At 60.0% G+C, this 16,654-nt stretch carries 20 protein-coding genes; 8 read left to right on the top strand and 12 right to left on the bottom strand.

Going from position 1 to position 16,654, the window contains the following annotated elements:
* The first annotated feature begins 10 nt into the window (after positions 1-10).
* Positions 11-403 carry a MerR family transcriptional regulator gene (locus AC1DUP_RS27895; protein ID WP_113295469.1) on the top strand — a complete coding sequence of 131 codons (393 nt, stop codon included), beginning with the start codon at positions 11-13 and terminating at the stop codon, positions 401-403.
* On the opposite strand, the gene AC1DUP_RS27890 is transcribed toward AC1DUP_RS27895, so the two are convergent.
* Positions 404-1,423 carry a heparan-alpha-glucosaminide N-acetyltransferase gene (locus AC1DUP_RS27890; RefSeq protein ID WP_115035042.1) on the bottom strand — a complete coding sequence of 340 codons (1,020 nt, stop codon included), beginning with the start codon at positions 1,421-1,423 and terminating at the stop codon, positions 404-406. It lies immediately after the preceding gene.
* On the bottom strand, positions 1,424-2,191 hold the full coding sequence (locus tag AC1DUP_RS27885; RefSeq protein WP_113295728.1) for a DUF599 domain-containing protein: 768 nt from the start codon (positions 2,189-2,191) through the stop codon (positions 1,424-1,426). It abuts the gene before it with no gap.
* Between the two features lie 212 nt (positions 2,192-2,403).
* On the opposite strand from AC1DUP_RS27885, the gene AC1DUP_RS27880 reads away from it, so the two are divergent.
* Together AC1DUP_RS27880 and AC1DUP_RS27875 are read left to right on the top strand one after the other, a co-directional pair.
* Positions 2,404-3,810 (top strand): L-serine ammonia-lyase, encoded by a 1,407-nt coding sequence (locus tag AC1DUP_RS27880; RefSeq protein ID WP_113295471.1) that lies wholly within the window; start codon positions 2,404-2,406, stop codon positions 3,808-3,810.
* 152 nt (positions 3,811-3,962) lie between these two features.
* Positions 3,963-4,400, top strand: a complete 438-nt coding sequence (locus tag AC1DUP_RS27875) for a DUF1489 family protein (protein ID WP_113310620.1) — start codon at positions 3,963-3,965, stop codon at positions 4,398-4,400.
* Positions 4,401-4,406: 6 nt separating this feature from the next.
* Here the strand turns inward: AC1DUP_RS27875 and AC1DUP_RS27870 are convergent, their stop codons facing one another.
* From AC1DUP_RS27870 to AC1DUP_RS27840, 7 genes are all read right to left on the bottom strand, one after another.
* Positions 4,407-4,682 carry a hypothetical protein gene (locus AC1DUP_RS27870; RefSeq protein ID WP_113295473.1) on the bottom strand — a complete coding sequence of 92 codons (276 nt, stop codon included), beginning with the start codon at positions 4,680-4,682 and terminating at the stop codon, positions 4,407-4,409.
* A 112-nt stretch (positions 4,683-4,794) separates the two neighbouring features.
* Positions 4,795-6,387 (bottom strand): serine hydrolase, encoded by a 1,593-nt coding sequence (locus AC1DUP_RS27865; RefSeq protein WP_477835945.1) that lies wholly within the window; start codon positions 6,385-6,387, stop codon positions 4,795-4,797.
* Between the two features lie 119 nt (positions 6,388-6,506).
* Complete coding sequence (locus AC1DUP_RS27860) at positions 6,507-7,253, bottom strand: hypothetical protein (protein WP_477835944.1); 747 nt, start codon at positions 7,251-7,253, stop codon at positions 6,507-6,509.
* Positions 7,254-7,470: 217 nt separating this feature from the next.
* Positions 7,471-8,076, bottom strand: a complete 606-nt coding sequence (locus AC1DUP_RS27855; RefSeq protein ID WP_113295476.1) for a transglutaminase-like cysteine peptidase — start codon at positions 8,074-8,076, stop codon at positions 7,471-7,473.
* A gap of 382 nt (positions 8,077-8,458) precedes the next feature.
* On the bottom strand, positions 8,459-9,418 hold the full coding sequence (gene pip / locus AC1DUP_RS27850) for a prolyl aminopeptidase (RefSeq protein WP_477835942.1): 960 nt from the start codon (positions 9,416-9,418) through the stop codon (positions 8,459-8,461).
* Between the two features lie 237 nt (positions 9,419-9,655).
* Positions 9,656-10,267, bottom strand: coding sequence for a PilZ domain-containing protein (locus AC1DUP_RS27845; protein WP_115035045.1), 612 nt, complete (start codon positions 10,265-10,267; stop codon positions 9,656-9,658).
* A gap of 123 nt (positions 10,268-10,390) precedes the next feature.
* Positions 10,391-11,008, bottom strand: coding sequence for a PAS domain-containing protein (locus tag AC1DUP_RS27840; RefSeq protein WP_113295479.1), 618 nt, complete (start codon positions 11,006-11,008; stop codon positions 10,391-10,393).
* Between the two features lie 391 nt (positions 11,009-11,399).
* Here AC1DUP_RS27840 and AC1DUP_RS27835 point away from each other — a divergent pair, with 391 nt between their 5' ends.
* Positions 11,400-12,179 (top strand): rhomboid family intramembrane serine protease, encoded by a 780-nt coding sequence (locus AC1DUP_RS27835; protein ID WP_113309118.1) that lies wholly within the window; start codon positions 11,400-11,402, stop codon positions 12,177-12,179.
* Positions 12,180-12,278: 99 nt separating this feature from the next.
* Positions 12,279-12,713, top strand: coding sequence for a CBS domain-containing protein (locus tag AC1DUP_RS27830; protein ID WP_113295480.1), 435 nt, complete (start codon positions 12,279-12,281; stop codon positions 12,711-12,713).
* A 75-nt stretch (positions 12,714-12,788) separates the two neighbouring features.
* Here AC1DUP_RS27830 and AC1DUP_RS27825 read toward each other — a convergent pair whose 3' ends face one another.
* From AC1DUP_RS27825 to folE, 3 genes are all read right to left on the bottom strand, one after another.
* Complete coding sequence (locus AC1DUP_RS27825) at positions 12,789-13,757, bottom strand: patatin-like phospholipase family protein (protein WP_113295481.1); 969 nt, start codon at positions 13,755-13,757, stop codon at positions 12,789-12,791.
* A gap of 116 nt (positions 13,758-13,873) precedes the next feature.
* Positions 13,874-14,326, bottom strand: a complete 453-nt coding sequence (gene hisI, locus AC1DUP_RS27820; RefSeq protein WP_115035046.1) for a phosphoribosyl-AMP cyclohydrolase — start codon at positions 14,324-14,326, stop codon at positions 13,874-13,876.
* A 25-nt stretch (positions 14,327-14,351) separates the two neighbouring features.
* Positions 14,352-14,966 carry a GTP cyclohydrolase I FolE gene (gene folE / locus AC1DUP_RS27815; RefSeq protein ID WP_113309114.1) on the bottom strand — a complete coding sequence of 205 codons (615 nt, stop codon included), beginning with the start codon at positions 14,964-14,966 and terminating at the stop codon, positions 14,352-14,354.
* 307 nt (positions 14,967-15,273) lie between these two features.
* Here folE and AC1DUP_RS27810 point away from each other — a divergent pair, with 307 nt between their 5' ends.
* The 3 genes from AC1DUP_RS27810 to AC1DUP_RS27800 are packed head-to-tail and all read left to right on the top strand — an operon-like array spanning position 15,274 to position 16,654.
* On the top strand, positions 15,274-15,720 hold the full coding sequence (locus tag AC1DUP_RS27810) for an iron-sulfur cluster assembly scaffold protein (protein WP_113295484.1): 447 nt from the start codon (positions 15,274-15,276) through the stop codon (positions 15,718-15,720).
* 3 nt (positions 15,721-15,723) lie between these two features.
* Positions 15,724-16,125 (top strand): membrane protein insertion efficiency factor YidD, encoded by a 402-nt coding sequence (gene yidD, locus AC1DUP_RS27805; protein ID WP_477835936.1) that lies wholly within the window; start codon positions 15,724-15,726, stop codon positions 16,123-16,125.
* Between the two features lies 1 nt (position 16,126).
* A complete protein-coding gene (locus AC1DUP_RS27800) occupies positions 16,127-16,654 on the top strand; it encodes a DUF1697 domain-containing protein (RefSeq protein WP_477835934.1) in 528 nt (175 codons plus the stop codon).

Below are 16,654 nucleotides of genomic sequence, written 5' to 3'. Positions count from 1 at the left end.
CGGGGATGCCATGCTGGTGAACAAGTACTATACCATAACGGAGCTGACGCGCGAATTCGGAGTATCGACTCGCACGCTTCGCTTCTATGAAGACGAAGGTTTGATCCAACCGGAACGTCGCGGACGCACGCGGCTGTTCCGTCCTGCCGACAGGCGGCTCATTCAGGAAATCCTGCGTGGCCGGCGCATCGGCTTCACCATCGCCGAAATCCGCGAGATCATTCAGGTATACAAGGAGCCGCCGGGCGAGCTCGGCCAGCTCAAGCTGTTGATGAAGCGCGTGGACGAAAAGCGCGAAGACCTGCGCCAGAAGCGCAAGGATATCGACGAAACGATCACCGAGCTCGACAATATCGAGGAGTCCTGCCTTGGCCGCCTCGCCGAGATCGGCGTCACCACCTGATCACTGTTGGGGCTCGGGCTGCGACTGCGGCGCGGGCTCTATTTCGGCGCTGCACTGGGTGGCAAGCGCCATAATTCTCTCATCATCCGCCTTGACCGCGCCTGTCTGGAACGGCGTCAAGAGCTGCTGTGCCTGCAGCTGATCGAGCGTGCACTGGCAAAAGCTGCGGCAGAGCGCTTCGCCCTGTTCGACCGTGCAGGACGTATTGCACTGGCGCAGATATGTCGCTGCCGGATCGGGTTTTGGCGGCGCGATGATGAAGGTCAGGCCATAAGCGATGGCGATCAATACCGGCTGATGAATGAGGTAGAAGGCGAGGCTGTGGCGGCCGAGGCGCGCAAGCCACGTTCCACCCGTGCCCAATGATGCCAGTCGCTGGGGCAGGTTCGTGCGGAAGGAAAGACGGGCGAGGCTCATGCCGAGAAAGAAGGGCGTCGCCCAGGGAAAGAGCGGCACAAAATCGTTCGACCGGTCTGGGGTGGCCGCAAAGCCGAGCCAGGCCAGATATTTCGGGTCGAAAAGGTGCGAATCCAGCACGCCGGGCATGATGAAGGCGTCGACAATCCAGGCGACGAACAGCGCCAGCGTGACGAGCAGCGTCACGGGCAAGGGCAGGCGCAGAAAAATCACGCCGATGAGGCTCAGAGCCGCGATGGAATGCAGGATGCCGAAATAGATCCATTCGCCGGGCACGAAGTAACGTGTCGCGGCGGATATGACCACGGCTGCGCCGGCGACCATGGCGAAACGCTTCCAGAAGGAAGGCCAGCGGATTTCAGGCCGGCTTGATAACACCAGGCTGATGCCGACGATGAAGAGGAAGGTGGTGGCGATCGCGCGGGCATAGATCTTCAGCCAGCCGGTCTCGGCGGTCCCGGGCTGGAGATAGCCCATGAATTCCAGATCCCAGCTGAAATGGTAGGTGGCCATGGCAATAAGCGCGGCGCCGCGCGCCGTATCCACAAGGCCGATGCGCGGTGATTTCTGCGGGGCCGTCGCTTCCGTTGCCGACACTATCATTCACAATCCCTCGGACAGCTCATCACCGTCACTCGCTGACGGCTTGTTGCGCTGAACAGGAGAAAGGTGGAGATTTGGTGGCGGGTTCGCGTCCATGATGGCGAGGCGCGCTTCCGAAAAGAACTGCCGGCGCGTGAGGACCACAATGACCATCGCCGTCGTGCCCATGAAAACATAGGGGTTGATGAACCAGCCGAGATAACCGATCGACAGGAAGATCGCCCTGAGACCCTCGTTGAAATGGCCGCCGGCGATGACATTCATGCGGATGACACGCTCCGCGGCGCGCTCGGCGGCGATCATGTCCTTCTCCGAGTCATGCACCATCGGAATGCCGCCGAAGAGAATGGTGCAATAGTTGAAGAGGCGATAGGACCAGCCGAACTTGAAGAAGGCGTAGCCGAAGAGGGCAGCAAGGCCGCCGACCTTCATTTCAAAGACGGCATGTCCGCTGTGGAAGACGAAGGGCAGGTCGGCGAAGACGGCATCCACCTTTTCCGTGGCGCCGAGCAGCGCAAAGCAGCTGCCGACCGCGAAGATGGATGTCGAGGCGAAAAAGGCCGTGCCGTTCTGCAGCCCTGCCATGATCTGGGTGTCGATCATCTTCAAATCGCGACGCAGGGAGTTATATATCCATTCACGCCGCCGCTCCGCCATGGCGTGGGTCAGGCTGGTGCGCCCGAAGAAGGTCTGACCGTGCAGCAGCCAGGAATAGCCCATCCAGATAAAGATAAAGAAGGCAAGCGCGATATAATCCGCCGTCGTCATCATCAGCGAGTCAGTTCCCATATAAATGCGGCCACTCTATAGATGCATTCGAATGCTGCAATGACCGGCAAGATGAGAATTGCTGGCAAGATGGTCTGCTTTTAACTAGTGTCCGGCCGGATGTCGCACCGGTTCAAGGCGATGTCGGTCCGTCACGCGGATACCGAGCCTGGCTCGCATAGTCTGCATCGTGAATTTTAGAAGGCGCCCCCATGTTTCTTTCGGTATTCGATGTATTCAAGATCGGGGTGGGGCCGTCGAGTTCGCACACGATGGGGCCGATGACGGCTGCCAATCGGTTCCTTGACCTCATCCTGTCCAACGAATGGCCGCGTCCTTCCATTGGCGCGCAGGTGACTGCCATCAAGGTCAGCCTGCATGGTTCGCTCGCCCATACGGGGATCGGCCACGGAACGGGCAGGGCGGTCATCCTCGGGCTGATGGGCGAAGCGCCCGACAAAGTCGATCCCGATCACATGGATGCCATCATCGATGGGGTTGAAAAGAGCGGCCGGATCACGCCGGAGGGGCATCCGGCCTATCAGTTCCAGCCGAAGACGGACCTGATCTTCGACAAGAAGCAGCCGCTGCCGGGCCATGCGAATGGCATGACCTTTTCCGCCTATGACAAGGACGGACGGCTTCTCGTCAAGCGCATCTATTATTCCGTCGGCGGTGGCTTCGTCGTCACCGATACGGAGCTGGAGCAGATGCGGGCGCGCAAGAAAGCATCGCAGGGTAATTACAAGGTGCCCTATCCCTTCGCCAGCGCCAAGCAGATGCTGGAAATGGCCGAACGTTCCGGCCTGTCAATCGCACAGATGAAACGCGCCAATGAGGAAAGCCAGCGCAGCCGCGAGGAGCTGGATTCCGGCCTCGACCGTATCTGGGAAGCGATGCGCTCCTGTATCGAGCGCGGACTGAAGGTAGAAGGCATCATGCCCGGCGGTCTGAACGTCAGGCGCCGCGCAAAGCATATTCACGACAAGCTGCAGGAGGAGTGGCGCAGCAACCGCGTCAACCCGCTGCTCGCCAATGACTGGCTGAGCGTCTACGCGATGGCGGTCAACGAGGAGAATGCTGCCGGCGGGCGTGTCGTGACGGCGCCGACCAATGGCGCGGCAGGCGTCATTCCCGCCACGATCCGCTATTACGAGCATTTCCACGAAGACTGGGACCAGAAGGGCATCCACGACTATCTGCTGACCGCAGCGGCGATCGGCGGCATCATCAAGCACAATGCGTCGATCTCGGGCGCGGAGGTCGGCTGTCAGGGCGAGGTCGGCTCGGCCGCCGCCATGGCAGCCGCCGGCCTCGCAGCCGTCATGGGCGGCACGCCGGCTCAGATCGAAAATGCCGCGGAAATCGCGCTCGAACACCATCTCGGCATGACCTGCGATCCGATCGCCGGTCTGGTGCAGGTTCCCTGCATCGAACGCAATGCGCTGGGTGCGGTAAAGGCGGTCACGGCCGCATCGCTCGCAGTGAAGGGCGACGGCCAGCATTTCGTCCCGCTCGACGCCTGCATCGAGACCATGCGCCAGACCGGCTACGACATGAGTGAGAAATATAAGGAAACCTCGACCGGAGGTCTGGCCGTCAATGTCGTCGAATGCTGAGTTGCGGACGGCTGATGTTAAAGCGCGTCGCGATCTTTCAGATTCGCGCTTTAGCTCTTTGCCTCGTGTCGCTATCGCAAAACCGCTGCACACTTTTGCGAGACATGCTTTAGCCGCTTGACGCTGCCGGTCAAAAGGATTTCAACGGCAGCATGGCACTAAATCTCATCAAGCTCTGCGTCGGCTGCGACTCGATCGAAGACCTGCGTGAATGGGTGGCCGAGCGCTCGTTGCGCGCCATGGCTGCCGGACTGGAACCACACTCAGTCCACACGACCCGCATGGTGCCGAAGCGCGTGGAAGAACTGATCGACGGTGGTTCGCTCTATTGGGTGATCAAGGGTCAGGTCCAGGCGCGCCAGAAGATCCTCGACATCCAGACGTTTACCGATGGAGAAGGGATCGGCCGCTGCCATCTGATACTCGGTCCGGAGGTGATCGAAACCTCGGTTCAGCCGAAGCGAGCCTTCCAGGGCTGGCGTTATTATCCGACCGAAGATGTGCCGCGCGATCTCGACAGCCTCGGCGTCGGCATTGCAGAACTGCCCGCGGATCTTCGCCGCGAGCTTTCGGAACTCGGCCTACTCTAAAATACTTCAGCGCAGGCGCAGCACGACCGGCGAATGGCCGTCAGGCGAAGTGATGTGCAGATGAATATACGCCTCAGGCTGCGAATAGCGCCAGGCGCGCGCACCATGGCACAGCAACAGGTTGATCAGATCACGGGTTTTCGGCGACTTCGCCTTCGGGCGCTGCAGGCCGATTTCGGCAAGCCGGAGCGCTGCTTCGTGCAGCGGATGCAGACCGGAGCGCCCTTTGTTGACCGCCCGGCGCCCCGCAGGCGCATTTGGAACATTCTCGTTGATCGACATCATCTTCCTCGTACGCAATACAAATCGAACTAGGATCGACTGCCGGCAGCGCGAACACCGCAGCCGGCAGGCAGGTACGCCGCCAAATCAGTCATAGGCAGCGCTGGATATCTCATTGGGCAGCCGCCCAGCACTTCACACCGGCCTTCTTGAGAGCCTTGCAGGCATTGACTGCATCACGCTGGCCATCGAAACCGCCAAAGCGGGCGCGATAGATCTGATCGCCGTCATTGGCATAGGCAACAGCGAAGGGCTTGGCGGAGTTCAGTGCCCTCCCGCCCTTGGCCTTGGCGTTTGCCAGAAGGTCCATCGCCAATTCACGGCTTGACGAGACGCCAATCTGGACAACCCATCCCGCCGGCTGCGGCACTTCCTTCGCGGCAACCTCCTTGGCCGGCGTCGCCTTGGTGGAAGCAGTCGTCAGATCGTCGACGGAAGTATCGCCCTGTTCCGGCGGGACATAGGCGGGAGCCGGTGTCGGCACGGCGACCGATGCCTGTTCCTGCTGCTTGACCGTGGCCGTCTTGATCGCGACCGTCTTGACCTTGGTCGGGGACGGCATCGGCTGCGTCAGCAATGGATTGTCGGTCTTAGGTGCTGCGGTTTCCGCATAGGCGACCTCGGTGCTTGCCTGCTGATAGCGGCTGTCCGGAAGCGGTCCCTTATGCGGCAGGCCGAGGTCGGCTGCCGCCGCCGTAACCGGCACCTGATCTGCGGTAATCGTCTTCTTCTGCGCCACCTGAGCAACCTTGGCAGGAGAAACCGGAGCAGGCGTCTCAATCATCTCGGGTACCGGCTTCGACTGCGCGACGAGAGCGCCGCTCATGGAAGCCTTCGGCATGTAGGTGGCGAGCAGCTTGCGCATCTGCGAGTCGCGGGCAGGAGTGGATGCACCGCCGAGAACCACGCCGACGATCGACTTGCCGTCGACCTGCAGCGAACTGACCAGATTGAAGCCGGCAGCGCGGGTGTAACCGGTCTTGATGCCATCGACGCCGCGGACGGAGCCGACGAGGCGGTTATGGCTGCGGATCACACGATTGCCGAACTTGAAGGCGCGCGCAGAGAAATAACCGTAATATTGCGGGAAATGCTGGCGAAGGGCGATGCCCAGGCGGGCCTGGTCGCGCGCCGTCGTCATCTGCGCGGTATTCGGAAGGCCGTTGGCGTTGCGATACGTCGTGCGCGTCATGCCGAGCGCATGGGCCTTGGCCGTCATCATCTGGCCGAAACGGTCTTCCGTGCCGCCGAGCATTTCGCCGAGCGCGGTCGCAGCATCATTGGCAGACAACGTCACAAGGCCGAGGATACCCTGCTCGACAGTAATCGTACTGCCGGCGCGCACGCCAAGCTTGGTCGGCGCCTGGGCTGCCGCATGAGCGGAGAAGGGGACAGGCGTGTCGAGGCGGATGCGGCCCTGCTCAAGGGCCTCGAAGGTCATGTAGAGCGTCATCATCTTCGTGAGCGATGCCGGGTACTGAAGACGGTCGGCATTCTCGCTGTAGAGAACATTTCCCGTCCGGGCGTCGACGACGATACCCGCATATTTAGGATTTGCAGCTTCCGCTTCGGCATTGACCGAGTCGACCGCGACGATCGCGATAGCCATCGAAAGGATCGTCAGCACCTTTGCGAGGAAACCGGCAGACCGCGGCGATGATACGGAGGAGATTGACCTTGACACTATTCCACTCTTCGCTTGCATTTCTGATGTTTGGCGGGCCACGCACCCCCTGCTGCGCAACCGGCCGTCTTCGAAGACTACCGGTTCAGCGTTACCAATCCGTTTATGATGAATCGTTTCTTCAGACATTGGAGGGGATTTTAGTGAGCTGTTGCAGTCCGGCTCACCAGCCGGGTCTCGACAAAACTCCTGATCGCGGCATCAATGTGGTCCCAGTCAGCCAAATGACGACTCGAGAACCGGTAAAGCACACTTAAATCCTTGCCGACCTTGATATCGCGCTGGCAATCTCCGCTGGTCGCCGTTTCCGCAGACGAGGGCAGGACGCAGCGAACGACATAATCGGCGGCGCCTTCGCGCGGCGCAGCCAACAGCACTTCGCCGTTGTAACCGGCATCGGCACGCAGGCGGTGCAGTGTCAGGCCATGCGCAAAGGCTTCCGGCGCGCCGTCCATCAGATGCGAATAGATCGGCTCCAGCCGGCCCGACATGTCCCGCGACATCGTTCCTTGGGTGATCTGCAGGAAAATCAAGCCCGAAGATTGGACGACATCATCGAAACGCTGGCGCGTTTCCTTGCTGTAGCCCTGCATTTCCGGCCAGGTAAGGTAAAGATCAGCCCGTTCGGCCGCGCCGTCATGACGTTCACTGGGGAAGCGAATCGTATTGGCGGGCAGGCCGATCGTATCGCGGCCGATTGTCAGGGTAATGCCTGTGGTGCCTTCCGTATTGCCGGCAAGAGAGATGTGACGGCCGAACCAGCGGCCGGCAACGCTGATGGCAACCGTCAGCAGCGCCAGAACCGCAATCGTCGCGGTGACACGGACCAGGAAGCGGGTCGAAAGAAGGGGTTGCTCACCAGGATGGCCCGCGGCGGAATGGCTCATCATCGTCCTCGGATATCGGGCCGCCGCAGGAAGAACGCGAGTCGTCGGGTGCCGGTTGTGAATCTCTCCATGATGATGAGATGACGGGGTTAACGAGGCGTTAACCCTATCGAGCAGAACAGCCACAAAAGAAGCGAGCCGTTCCCGGGACAGCGGGAACGGCTCTGGGCGCCGGTCGGGACGGGGATGCGGGGACTGACCGGGGCCGGTATGCCTGTTACTTCACGCTGCCGACCGCGACGGCGCGGCCATCCTGCAGCTTCGTCCAGCGGGCCGGATCGTCGGCGGACTGGCGCTTCAGGTAGGTGTATTCGGTATCCGACCACAGCAGCACCTTGTTGCGCATGTTGTCGAGAACGAAGTCGCCGTGATCGGTGCGAACCGTAAGCACCGCATGGCCTTCGCCATTCGGCTGCAGCACGACAGTCATCAGCGTGTCTGATGGAGAGAAGCCGGCATCGATCAGCATCTTGCGCTTCAGCAACGCGAAATCCTCACAGTCGCCCACGGTGCGCGGATAGGCCCAGCGCTCTTCGACACCGTAGATCTCTTTGTCCGTCATCGGCTGGATGGTGGAGTTGACCGTGTAGTTGACCTTGAGAATCTCCTTCCAGCGATCCTCGGTCAGGATTGCCGGGCCGGCATCGCCGCCGGCATAGGCGCATTCGCTCGGATTGGCCTGACAGAATTCATAGTGCCCGATCGGCGGGCTTGCATTGCCTGCAAGTGTCATGCTGGCGGGTGATGCCTGTCCTGCGCCCGCCATTGCCACTGTCATGCCAACGGCCAGAAGGCCGCGTTTCAGTAGATTTCGAATTGACATTATCGTCTCCCCGTTATGAGGATGACAATGACACGGACGTTTTTATCTCACGCAAAATTACGCAATAGAATTAAAGGCTTACTTGAATCAAATGCGCGTCGAACTTGATTCAAATTCAGCTCGAATACGCCTAAAATTAAAGACGCATTCGTCTCGAATTCGATTAAAATTGAAGGATTGGGAAAAACGCTTTCGAACCGAAAATGGCCGGAAACCGGACAGGGCGTTAACGATTTTCGACAGGCCGGGTAAATTTCTGCGACGAGTTGCACCGGAAACTGCGGCTGGCGGCAATCCTGTTGAAGCGCACAAACAGGCGTCGTCGCCGCCCTAAAGGCGATTCCGCCTCACCTCCCGATCTTCAACCGAAAAAATAATTTCGTCAGAGATCGCGAAATCTGTTCGTCGCAGCGACGATTGCGGCGGCAATATCGGCATTTGCAGTGGAATGGGCCGCTTTCGGCAGCACAATGAGCTCGGCGCCGGGCCATGCGCGGGCAAGTTCCCAGGCGGTGACAAGCGGTGCTTCTATATCGAAACGTCCGTGGATGAGGAGCCCGGGAATGCCCGCGAGGCGACCGGCATTTTCCAGGAGTGTGCCGTCTTCCAACCACGCACCCTCACGGAAATAGTGGGTGATGATGCGGGCGCGCGTCAGAAGATAGCGCGGATCGGACCAGCGCCGGGGCAGGCCGGCGGGATCGGCAAGCAGGATCGTCGCCGCCTCCCATTCGTGCCAGTCGTGCGCCGCCTTCAGCCGCACCTGCTCTTCGGGAGCGTTGAGCAGTCTGTGATAGGCGCTCACCCGGTCGATGCTGCGGAGTGCCGGCGGCAGCGCCTCACCGAACCGGTGCCATTCCTCCGGAAAGAGCGGCGCCATGCCGCGATAAAGCCAGTCGATCTCGGAACGCCGTGTCGTGGTGACCCCGGCAATGACGATGCCACCGACATGGTCGGGATGGGATTGCGCATAGGCGAGCGCCAGCGTCGAGCCCCAGGAATTTCCGAAGATGATCCACCGGTCTACGCCGAAGAGGCTGCGCAGCCTCTCGATATCCCCGATGAGGTGGGCGGTCGTATTGCGGGAGAGGTCGGTTGCTGCGTCAGCGGCATTCGGCAGGCTGCGCCCGCAATTGCGCTGATCGAAGAGGATGATGCGGTAGGCGGACGGATCGAAATAGCGCCGTGCAGCGGTGGAGCAGCCGGAACCCGGTCCGCCATGCAGGACGAGTGCTGTCTTGCCCGCCGGATTGCCGCAGGCCTCCCAATAGACGAGGTTGCCGTCGCCCGTGTCGAGCAAGCCGTGTTCATAAGGTTCGATTTCGGGAAACAGGATTGACATGACCGCGCCACTCGTTGAGGCGCGCTGTATCCTTCAATTCTGTGACGGATAGATGACGAAGCTGCATAGGCCCGAAAACCGGACGCAAAGACGCAAAACCGCTGATCACTTTTGCTGGAATTGCTTCTTGCTTTGCGCAATTCCGGACGCAAAACCGCTGATCACTTTTGCTGGAATTGCTTCTTGCTTTGCGCAATTCCGGACGCAAAACCGCTGATCACTTTTGCTGGAATTGCTTTAGAGAAATTCGCGCAGTGTTTCGCGCGACTGGACCGACAGGAACTCGATCGCAACACCTTCCGAGAAGTGGCGAACGACGCGGCCGCGCATGTTGCCGAGACGAACAGGCGTGCCGAGCGGCGGGCGCACTTCGCAATCGACGGCAGCGCCCGAAAGTGAAAGGTCCATGATACGGCAGGTATAGCGCGTGCCGTCATCAAGGGTGAGATCGGTCTTGGTTTCGCGCGGGGTCAGACGATCATGACGGCGATCTTCCGGCAGGCCGAGCTCGTGTTTGTTGGCGAGCCAGGTGAGCTGAGCCGCGAGCTTCTCGCGCTTGCGCTCGGTGGCGTTGATCGACATGGTGAAACCACGCATATCGACCGTCTGCACATGGCCTTCGACGCGGCCGAGATGATCGATATAGGCAACGACACGCTCATTGGCCCGCGGGCGACCGGCACAGGTGACATACATGTCGCCGGGCGACATATCGATCACCGTGCACTCGAATTCTTCGTAATTCGCAAGCATCAGGCGGCCCTGCATATTGATGGGGACGCGCTGGAACACTCCCTGTTCAGGGCGCGGCGCAGGTCTGTGCGTCTGAGCGGACTGGAACGAGTGCATCAAAGGGCTTCTTCATGAAATTGCTAGGCCCAATCCTTACCCCCAATCCATTAACAGAAGGTTGTAGGAACTAGCTGCCATATAACCCTAAAGTACTATGGGCGGCGACCCAAAATGGGGCAGTCAGCGGGCGGTTGCCCCGTGCAGGAAATGCGACATGGCGCGCAGCATGGCCCGGCCGAAAGTGGGTTGTTTTTCGGTCGTGACTTCGACGGGGCGACGGGGCTCCATTTGTACCGCGCGGCCGAACTTGCCGTGCAGCAGACGGCTGCGGTCGAGGGCGAGAAGCTCCAGCGGCACGATTTCCAGCCAGCTTGCAACAACGGCAGGTGCGATGGCGCCCAGCAGCCGGTCGCAGCCGCCTTGCGGCGAACGTAGCGGCATCATGATGATCTCGAAGGCAGCATGGTGGCCGGCGGTGCTGTAGCCCGTTGCGTTGAAAAGTGTCGGGATGGCGTGATCCATGACGCCTTTGGCCGTCCTTTCGATATCCTCGTGCTGGCCGTTGGCCCAGAGGGCGGAGAAACGCTCGCCGCGAAGATCGCGGCCGAAAAGATCGCAGATCTTGGTGCCGGCCAGGCGGAAACGAATATGCCGGTCCGCTTCTGTCTCCAGAATGAAGAGCCTCGACAGGAGGTGAGGGATCGCGCCGGGCTCGATCTGCGATTTCAGCGGAGCATCCTCTCCAACACGCAGAGCATTCCAGTAGTCGAAGATGTCGATCGTGGTTTGAAGGCGCATGACGCTGTCTCATTTCGGTTCATTGGCGGGCGATTTTCGCCCCTTCACCTTCTACCTTGCGGATTTCATGCCAAATCCGGGGAGTTAAGGTTAAGAAAGGGTTTCGCTTGAGCGCGGAGGCCTGTCATGAGACCGTCTCTCCATCACTTCAAACAGTGAAGTTCTGCACAAGACTGCCAGGGCAGGGGTCATCCATAGAGCGTCGCTCGCCCATTCGGGCGAACAAAGGACGCTCTACTCTTTGAGTACGCATCAGGCTTTCCTAAAATCGATTTCGATTTTCGGGCCGATGGTTGGGAATGCTCAGGCAAGCCGTCCGGCCATACCGGACGGCTTTTTTTTTGAAGCCGGCTCCTGTATGGCTGAGGCCTCAAAACGAGGCGACAAAAGCATGAATGAACAGACGTCCGGGCCCGACCAGGCATTCCAGCCTTCACAGCCCGAACCGCCGGCCCGCCCGCCGCGTCAGCCGGTTTTCAATCTTCCGCCGGCATTGCTCGCCACGCTGCTGCTTCTGATCCTGATCTATGCCGTGCAATCACTTCTGCCGGTCGATTGGTTCAACTGGTTTCTGTTCAGCTTCGGCTTCATTCCGCTGCGTTATGCCGTTTCACTCGCAGAGCAGGGGCCGCAGCTCTATTGGACGCCCGTCACCTATTCGCTGCTGCATGGAAGCGTCGAGCATATCGTCTTCAACGGGCTATGGCTGATGGCCTTCGGCGCGCCGGTCGTACGCCGCATCGGCACGGCCCGATACATCATCTTCTGGATTCTTTCTTCTGTCGCCTCGGCTGCGCTGCACACGGCGCTGAACTGGGGCAGCGAAGCGCTGCTTATCGGCGCATCCGGCGTTGTCTCCGGTCTGATGGGCGCTGCCTGTCGCTTTGCCTTCCCCTCCGGGCGGCAGATGTTCGGCCCGGCGCATCTCAATCCGCGCCTGTCTATAGTGCAGGCGGTTCGGAGCCGCACCGTGGTCATGTTCATGCTTTTCTGGCTGGTCGGCAACGCGCTGATCGCAGTCGGCATTCCGCTTGTCGGCGACGGCAGCCAGGAAATCGCCTGGGATGCGCATATCGGCGGTTTCGTCTTCGGCTTTTTCCTCTTTGCTCTGTTCGACCGAAAACTGCCGCAGGAACCCGTGCCGACCCCTGACGACGAGTTGCAATCCTGAGCCAAGCAGTGCACCATTGACCAATCCGCGATGGGAGGAGAGACCACCGCGGAGCCTGTGTTCCCGACAAGTGTTTCACTTTCGCCATAGGAGGTCCAAATGGCCAGTTCCGTCAAAGCAATACTCGATCTGAAGGGTCGGGACGTCGTCACAACCGGGCCGAATACCACGGTTTCGGAAGCGGCTCAGATTCTCAGCAAGAAGAAGATCGGCGCGATCGTCGTCGTCGGCATGGAGAACAAGATTTCCGGCATGTTCACCGAGCGCGATCTCGTGCATGTCATCGCAAAGGCCGGCAAGGACGGGCTCGACCAGACGCTTTCTTCCGTCATGACCTCGAAGGTCTTCCGCTGCAACGAGCAGACCTCGGTTAACGAGCTCATGGAGTTGATGACCAGCAAGCGCTTCCGCCATATTCCAGTCGAGGCTAACGGCAAGCTCGCCGGCATCATCTCGATCGGTGACGTCGTGAAGTCGCGCATCGCCGAGGTCGAGCGCGAGGCAGAAGAGATCAAGGCCTATATTGCAAGCTAGGCTCTTTTTTCGAGCAATTCCCGACGCAAAACCGCGGCATACTTTTGCTGGAATTTCTTCGGGTAACGCTCTGCATCACGGGTGCCTGGCGTAGAGTTCCTGCATCCGCTGCAACTCGGGTAGCCTTACCCGGGCTTCCTCATAGCCACGTTCGATGGCTTCCCCTGCACGATGGAACTCCGACAGACCGATGTCCGACAGGCGCGGCTGTAGCGAAATGTCAGGCGGATCGCCGGCAAGGCGGGCGCGGGCGATGCGATCCTGAATGATGTTGAAAGCCTGCACCATGACGCCGGTCATGCCCATCCTTGCGGCGTAGGGCGCATTCCTCTGCTGCTGCACTTCGGCAGGCGAGAGGCTGGCATTGTGGCGGACGACGGCGGAGCGGCCGTAGAGATCGTAATTGAGGTTGACGGCGACGACGAGCGGCTGTTCGTAGCTGCGGCAGACGGAAACCGGCACGGGATTGACAAGCGCGCCATCGACCAATGTGCGGTTATTGCTGCGCACCGGCTCGAAAATGCCGGGTAGGGCATAGGAGGCGCGGATCGCCGTGATCAGCGAGCCATTGGCGATCCAGACTTCGTGGCCGGTATTGACCTCGGCTGCGACTGCGACAAAGGGCCGGTCGAGATCCTCGATCGTCAGGCCTTCCAGATGCTCCTGCATGCGCTTGGTCAGCCGCATACCGCCGAAGAGACCGGAGCCGCCGATCGTCAGATCGAGCAGGCTTGCAATGCGGCGCATGGTGAGCGAACGAGCGAAGTTCTCCAGTTCGTCTAGCTTCCCGGCGAGATAGCAGCCGCCGACGAGCGCGCCGATCGATGTGCCGGCGATCATGCCGATCTCGATGCCGGCCTCGTCGAGCGCACGGAGCACGCCGATATGCGCCCAGCCACGGGCGGCACCGCCGCCAAGCGCCAAAGCGAGCTTTGCTTTCTTTTCGGATAAGGATTGAACTGGGGGAATTGTCGTATCCTGAAGCGCTACCGTGCCGGAACTTCCGCCCTCGGCGCTTTGACGATGCATATTCCAGCCCAGCATGGCGTCCCTCCCTCCAGGCAGAACACTCGGGTTTCTATTAGCCGCCCCGAACCCTTTCCAAATTGTATATAGAGGCGACTTGCGTCGCAATAAGGGGCAGGTGGCCGGGATCTAGCCTATTTTGCGTAAACATCCTTCGGATCGAAATGCAGATCGTCATCGACGATGGTCAGAACAGGCTTTCCATCTTCCAGGGTGACGGTGCGGTAGAAACAGGAGCGGCGGCCGGTATGGCAAGTGGCGTCGTGGCCGGCGACCTCGACCTTCAGCCAGATGGCGTCCTGATCGCAGTCTGTGCGGATTTCCTTGACGGTTTGCAGATTGCCCGAGGTCTCGCCCTTCTTCCAGAGTTTGCCGCGCGAGCGGCTGAAATAGTGGGCGAAGCCGGTCTGGATGGTCAGCGCCAGGGCCTGCGCATTCATATGGGCGACCATCAGGAGTTCACCGTCACCGGCATCGGTGACGATGGCCGTGATCAGGCCGCGATCGTCGAAGCGTGGCGTGAAATCGCCAGCATCCTCCAGCTCGGATTTGTCTTCCGACGGCTGATTGAAAATCAGTTCACTCATCGCGGCCCTCCTGAGGGAGCCGGTATCAGCGGCCCCGCACCATTGTCATGAATCGAACCTGATCGGCCGGTTCAGTCTTGAACGTTCCTGTAAAGGTTGTCGTCAATGTGGTCGAGCCCTGCTTCTGAACGCCGCGCATGGCCATGCACATATGTTCGGCCTCGATCATGACGGCGACACCGCGCGGACGCAGCGTTTCGTCGATGGCCTTGGCGATCTGTGAGGTCATCGTTTCCTGCGTCTGCAGGCGGCGACCATAGATTTCAACGACACGGGCAATCTTGGAGAGGCCCAGAACCCGTCCGTCCGGCATATAGGCGACATGCGCCTTGCCGATGATCGGCACCATGTGGTGTTCGCAGTGAGAGAAGAAGGGAATGTCCTTCACCAGCACCATGTCGTCATAACCTGCGACCTCCTCGAAGGTACGGCCGAGCACGTCTTCCGGGCTCATCTCGTAACCCGCGAAGAGCTCGCGATAGGACTTGGCGACGCGGGCAGGCGTATCCAGCAGGCCCTCACGTGCCGGATCGTCACCAGCCCAGCGCAACAGGACACGAACGGCGTCCTCGGCCTCCTGCTGGGAGGGGCGATCGGATTCACGGGTGGTATGCGGAAAATTCTTGACGATGGCGTCCATATTCAATGGTCTCCTGGTCCGCAACGCGGACCGCAATCGGACTAGCCACTGGTATCCCAAGCGGGAATTCTTGCACCTTTGGCAGGCTCCGGGGCTTTCCAGGCTCGCTTTCTCGAACCCTTCCGGCACGGTTTCCCAATCAAACTCATTCGAGGCCATTGCATTTCGATGGCCCTCGAACGACATACATATAGTAAGACGACCCGGCTATGTAAGTACGTTGTCGTTTGACTGTGTGTTTTTTGTTTACACGACAATCACATAGGAATTAGCGTCGATTTTAGGCGTTTTTGGAGCCAAATCCGTCATGGACGACATCTATAACAGCAAAATCCTCGAATTTGCCGGCAATATTTCCCTGACCGGTATGCTTGACGATGCGGATGCGAGCGCCCAGGCGCATTCCAGGCTCTGCGGTTCGAAAGTGCGCATCTGGCTGAAAATGGACGGCGATACGATCAGCGCCTTTTCGCATGACGTCAAGGCCTGCGCGCTCGGCCAGGCTTCCTCCTCGATCATGGCCCGTCACGTCATCGGCGCGACATCAGGCGAAGTACGCAAGGCGCGCGAGGACATGCTCGCCATGCTGAAGGCGGATGGCGAGGGGCCGGATGGACGATTTGCCGACATGCGCTATCTTCTCCCCGTGAGAGAATACAAAGCGCGCCACGCCTCCACCATGCTGACCTTCGATGCCGTCGTCGACGCGATCGGCCAGGTCGAGGCCAAGCGCGCTGAAGTCGTCGAGGCCTAAGTTATGTGCGAATTCTGCCTGCTGCGCGAGGAGGAAGACGATGGCGGTGCCGCTGCGCCGCAGCCTCGCGCTCAGCAAGAGCAGAAATTTTCGCGCAATTACCGGGGGCCGTTCCGCAAGACGCCAGACCGACTTCTCGGCATGGGGCTGATCCGCCTCTATCAGCTGACACTGTCAGGCTTCGTCGGCAATGCCTGCCGGCACATTCCGACCTGTTCCGAATATGGTTATGAGGCCGTCGCCCGCCACGGGCTTTGGGCCGGCGGGTGGATGACGCTTTTCCGCGTCGGCCGATGCGGTCCGGGCGGCACGAGCGGACTCGACCTCGTGCCTGACAACCTCGAATCCCGTTTCCGCTGGTTTACGCCCTGGCGCTATTTCGTGCTTGGACGAAAGGAGGCATAAGGTGTGTACCTTCATCGCACTGCTGCATAGCATCGTCCTGACCTCCGAGCGGCGCGTGATCATGGAGGATCTGCGAAAGCTTGCTGAAGAGCTGGGTTATCGTGAACCGCGCACGCTGGTTTCCACCGGCAACCTCGTCTTCGAGGCGGACGGGATGCGGCCGCATGAAGTCGAAGAGCAGCTGGAAGAGGCCTTTGAAGAAAAGTTCGGCAAGCATGTCGATATCATCGTGCGCAGCGACTGCACCTGGATGGCGCTCTGCAGCGCCAATCCCTTCAAGGACGGCATAGGCGATCAGGTGATCGTGCGCGTCAGCCGCTTGCCGATCGATCCGGAAAAGGTGGAGGCACTGAAGTCGCTTCTTTCCGAGGGGCAGCGAATGAAGCTGGTTGGCTGCGATCTCTGGATCGATTTTCACGGTAAGCCGAGCGAGTCGAAACTGCTCTCGGCGCTTACGACCAAACGCATGGGCGTGGGAACGATGCGCAATTGGAACACCGTGCGCGGCCTCTTCGAAATGGTCGCCTAA

Source organism: Rhizobium sp. 01L419 (assembly GCF_056400025.1).
The sequence above is the reverse complement of the archived record's forward strand: the minus strand, read 5'-3'. Positions and strand labels throughout refer to the sequence as shown.

Bases quoted from the DNA above. Each gene is read 5' to 3' on its own strand.
- AC1DUP_RS27895 (WP_113295469.1), top strand. From the start codon at position 11: ATGCTGGTGAACAAGTACTATACCATAACGGAGCTGACGCGCGAATTC.
- AC1DUP_RS27890 (WP_115035042.1), bottom strand. From the start codon at position 1,423: ATGATAGTGTCGGCAACGGAAGCGACGGCCCCGCAGAAATCACCGCGC.
- AC1DUP_RS27885 (WP_113295728.1), bottom strand. From the start codon at position 2,191: ATGACGACGGCGGATTATATCGCGCTTGCCTTCTTTATCTTTATCTGG.
- AC1DUP_RS27880 (WP_113295471.1), top strand. From the start codon at position 2,404: ATGTTTCTTTCGGTATTCGATGTATTCAAGATCGGGGTGGGGCCGTCG.
- AC1DUP_RS27875 (WP_113310620.1), top strand. From the start codon at position 3,963: ATGGCACTAAATCTCATCAAGCTCTGCGTCGGCTGCGACTCGATCGAA.
- AC1DUP_RS27870 (WP_113295473.1), bottom strand. From the start codon at position 4,682: ATGTCGATCAACGAGAATGTTCCAAATGCGCCTGCGGGGCGCCGGGCG.
- AC1DUP_RS27865 (WP_477835945.1), bottom strand. From the start codon at position 6,387: ATGCAAGCGAAGAGTGGAATAGTGTCAAGGTCAATCTCCTCCGTATCA.
- AC1DUP_RS27860 (WP_477835944.1), bottom strand. From the start codon at position 7,253: ATGAGCCATTCCGCCGCGGGCCATCCTGGTGAGCAACCCCTTCTTTCG.
- AC1DUP_RS27855 (WP_113295476.1), bottom strand. From the start codon at position 8,076: ATGTCAATTCGAAATCTACTGAAACGCGGCCTTCTGGCCGTTGGCATG.
- pip (WP_477835942.1), bottom strand. From the start codon at position 9,418: ATGTCAATCCTGTTTCCCGAAATCGAACCTTATGAACACGGCTTGCTC.
- AC1DUP_RS27845 (WP_115035045.1), bottom strand. From the start codon at position 10,267: ATGCACTCGTTCCAGTCCGCTCAGACGCACAGACCTGCGCCGCGCCCT.
- AC1DUP_RS27840 (WP_113295479.1), bottom strand. From the start codon at position 11,008: ATGCGCCTTCAAACCACGATCGACATCTTCGACTACTGGAATGCTCTG.
- AC1DUP_RS27835 (WP_113309118.1), top strand. From the start codon at position 11,400: ATGAATGAACAGACGTCCGGGCCCGACCAGGCATTCCAGCCTTCACAG.
- AC1DUP_RS27830 (WP_113295480.1), top strand. From the start codon at position 12,279: ATGGCCAGTTCCGTCAAAGCAATACTCGATCTGAAGGGTCGGGACGTC.
- AC1DUP_RS27825 (WP_113295481.1), bottom strand. From the start codon at position 13,757: ATGCTGGGCTGGAATATGCATCGTCAAAGCGCCGAGGGCGGAAGTTCC.
- hisI (WP_115035046.1), bottom strand. From the start codon at position 14,326: ATGAGTGAACTGATTTTCAATCAGCCGTCGGAAGACAAATCCGAGCTG.
- folE (WP_113309114.1), bottom strand. From the start codon at position 14,966: ATGGACGCCATCGTCAAGAATTTTCCGCATACCACCCGTGAATCCGAT.
- AC1DUP_RS27810 (WP_113295484.1), top strand. From the start codon at position 15,274: ATGGACGACATCTATAACAGCAAAATCCTCGAATTTGCCGGCAATATT.
- yidD (WP_477835936.1), top strand. From the start codon at position 15,724: ATGTGCGAATTCTGCCTGCTGCGCGAGGAGGAAGACGATGGCGGTGCC.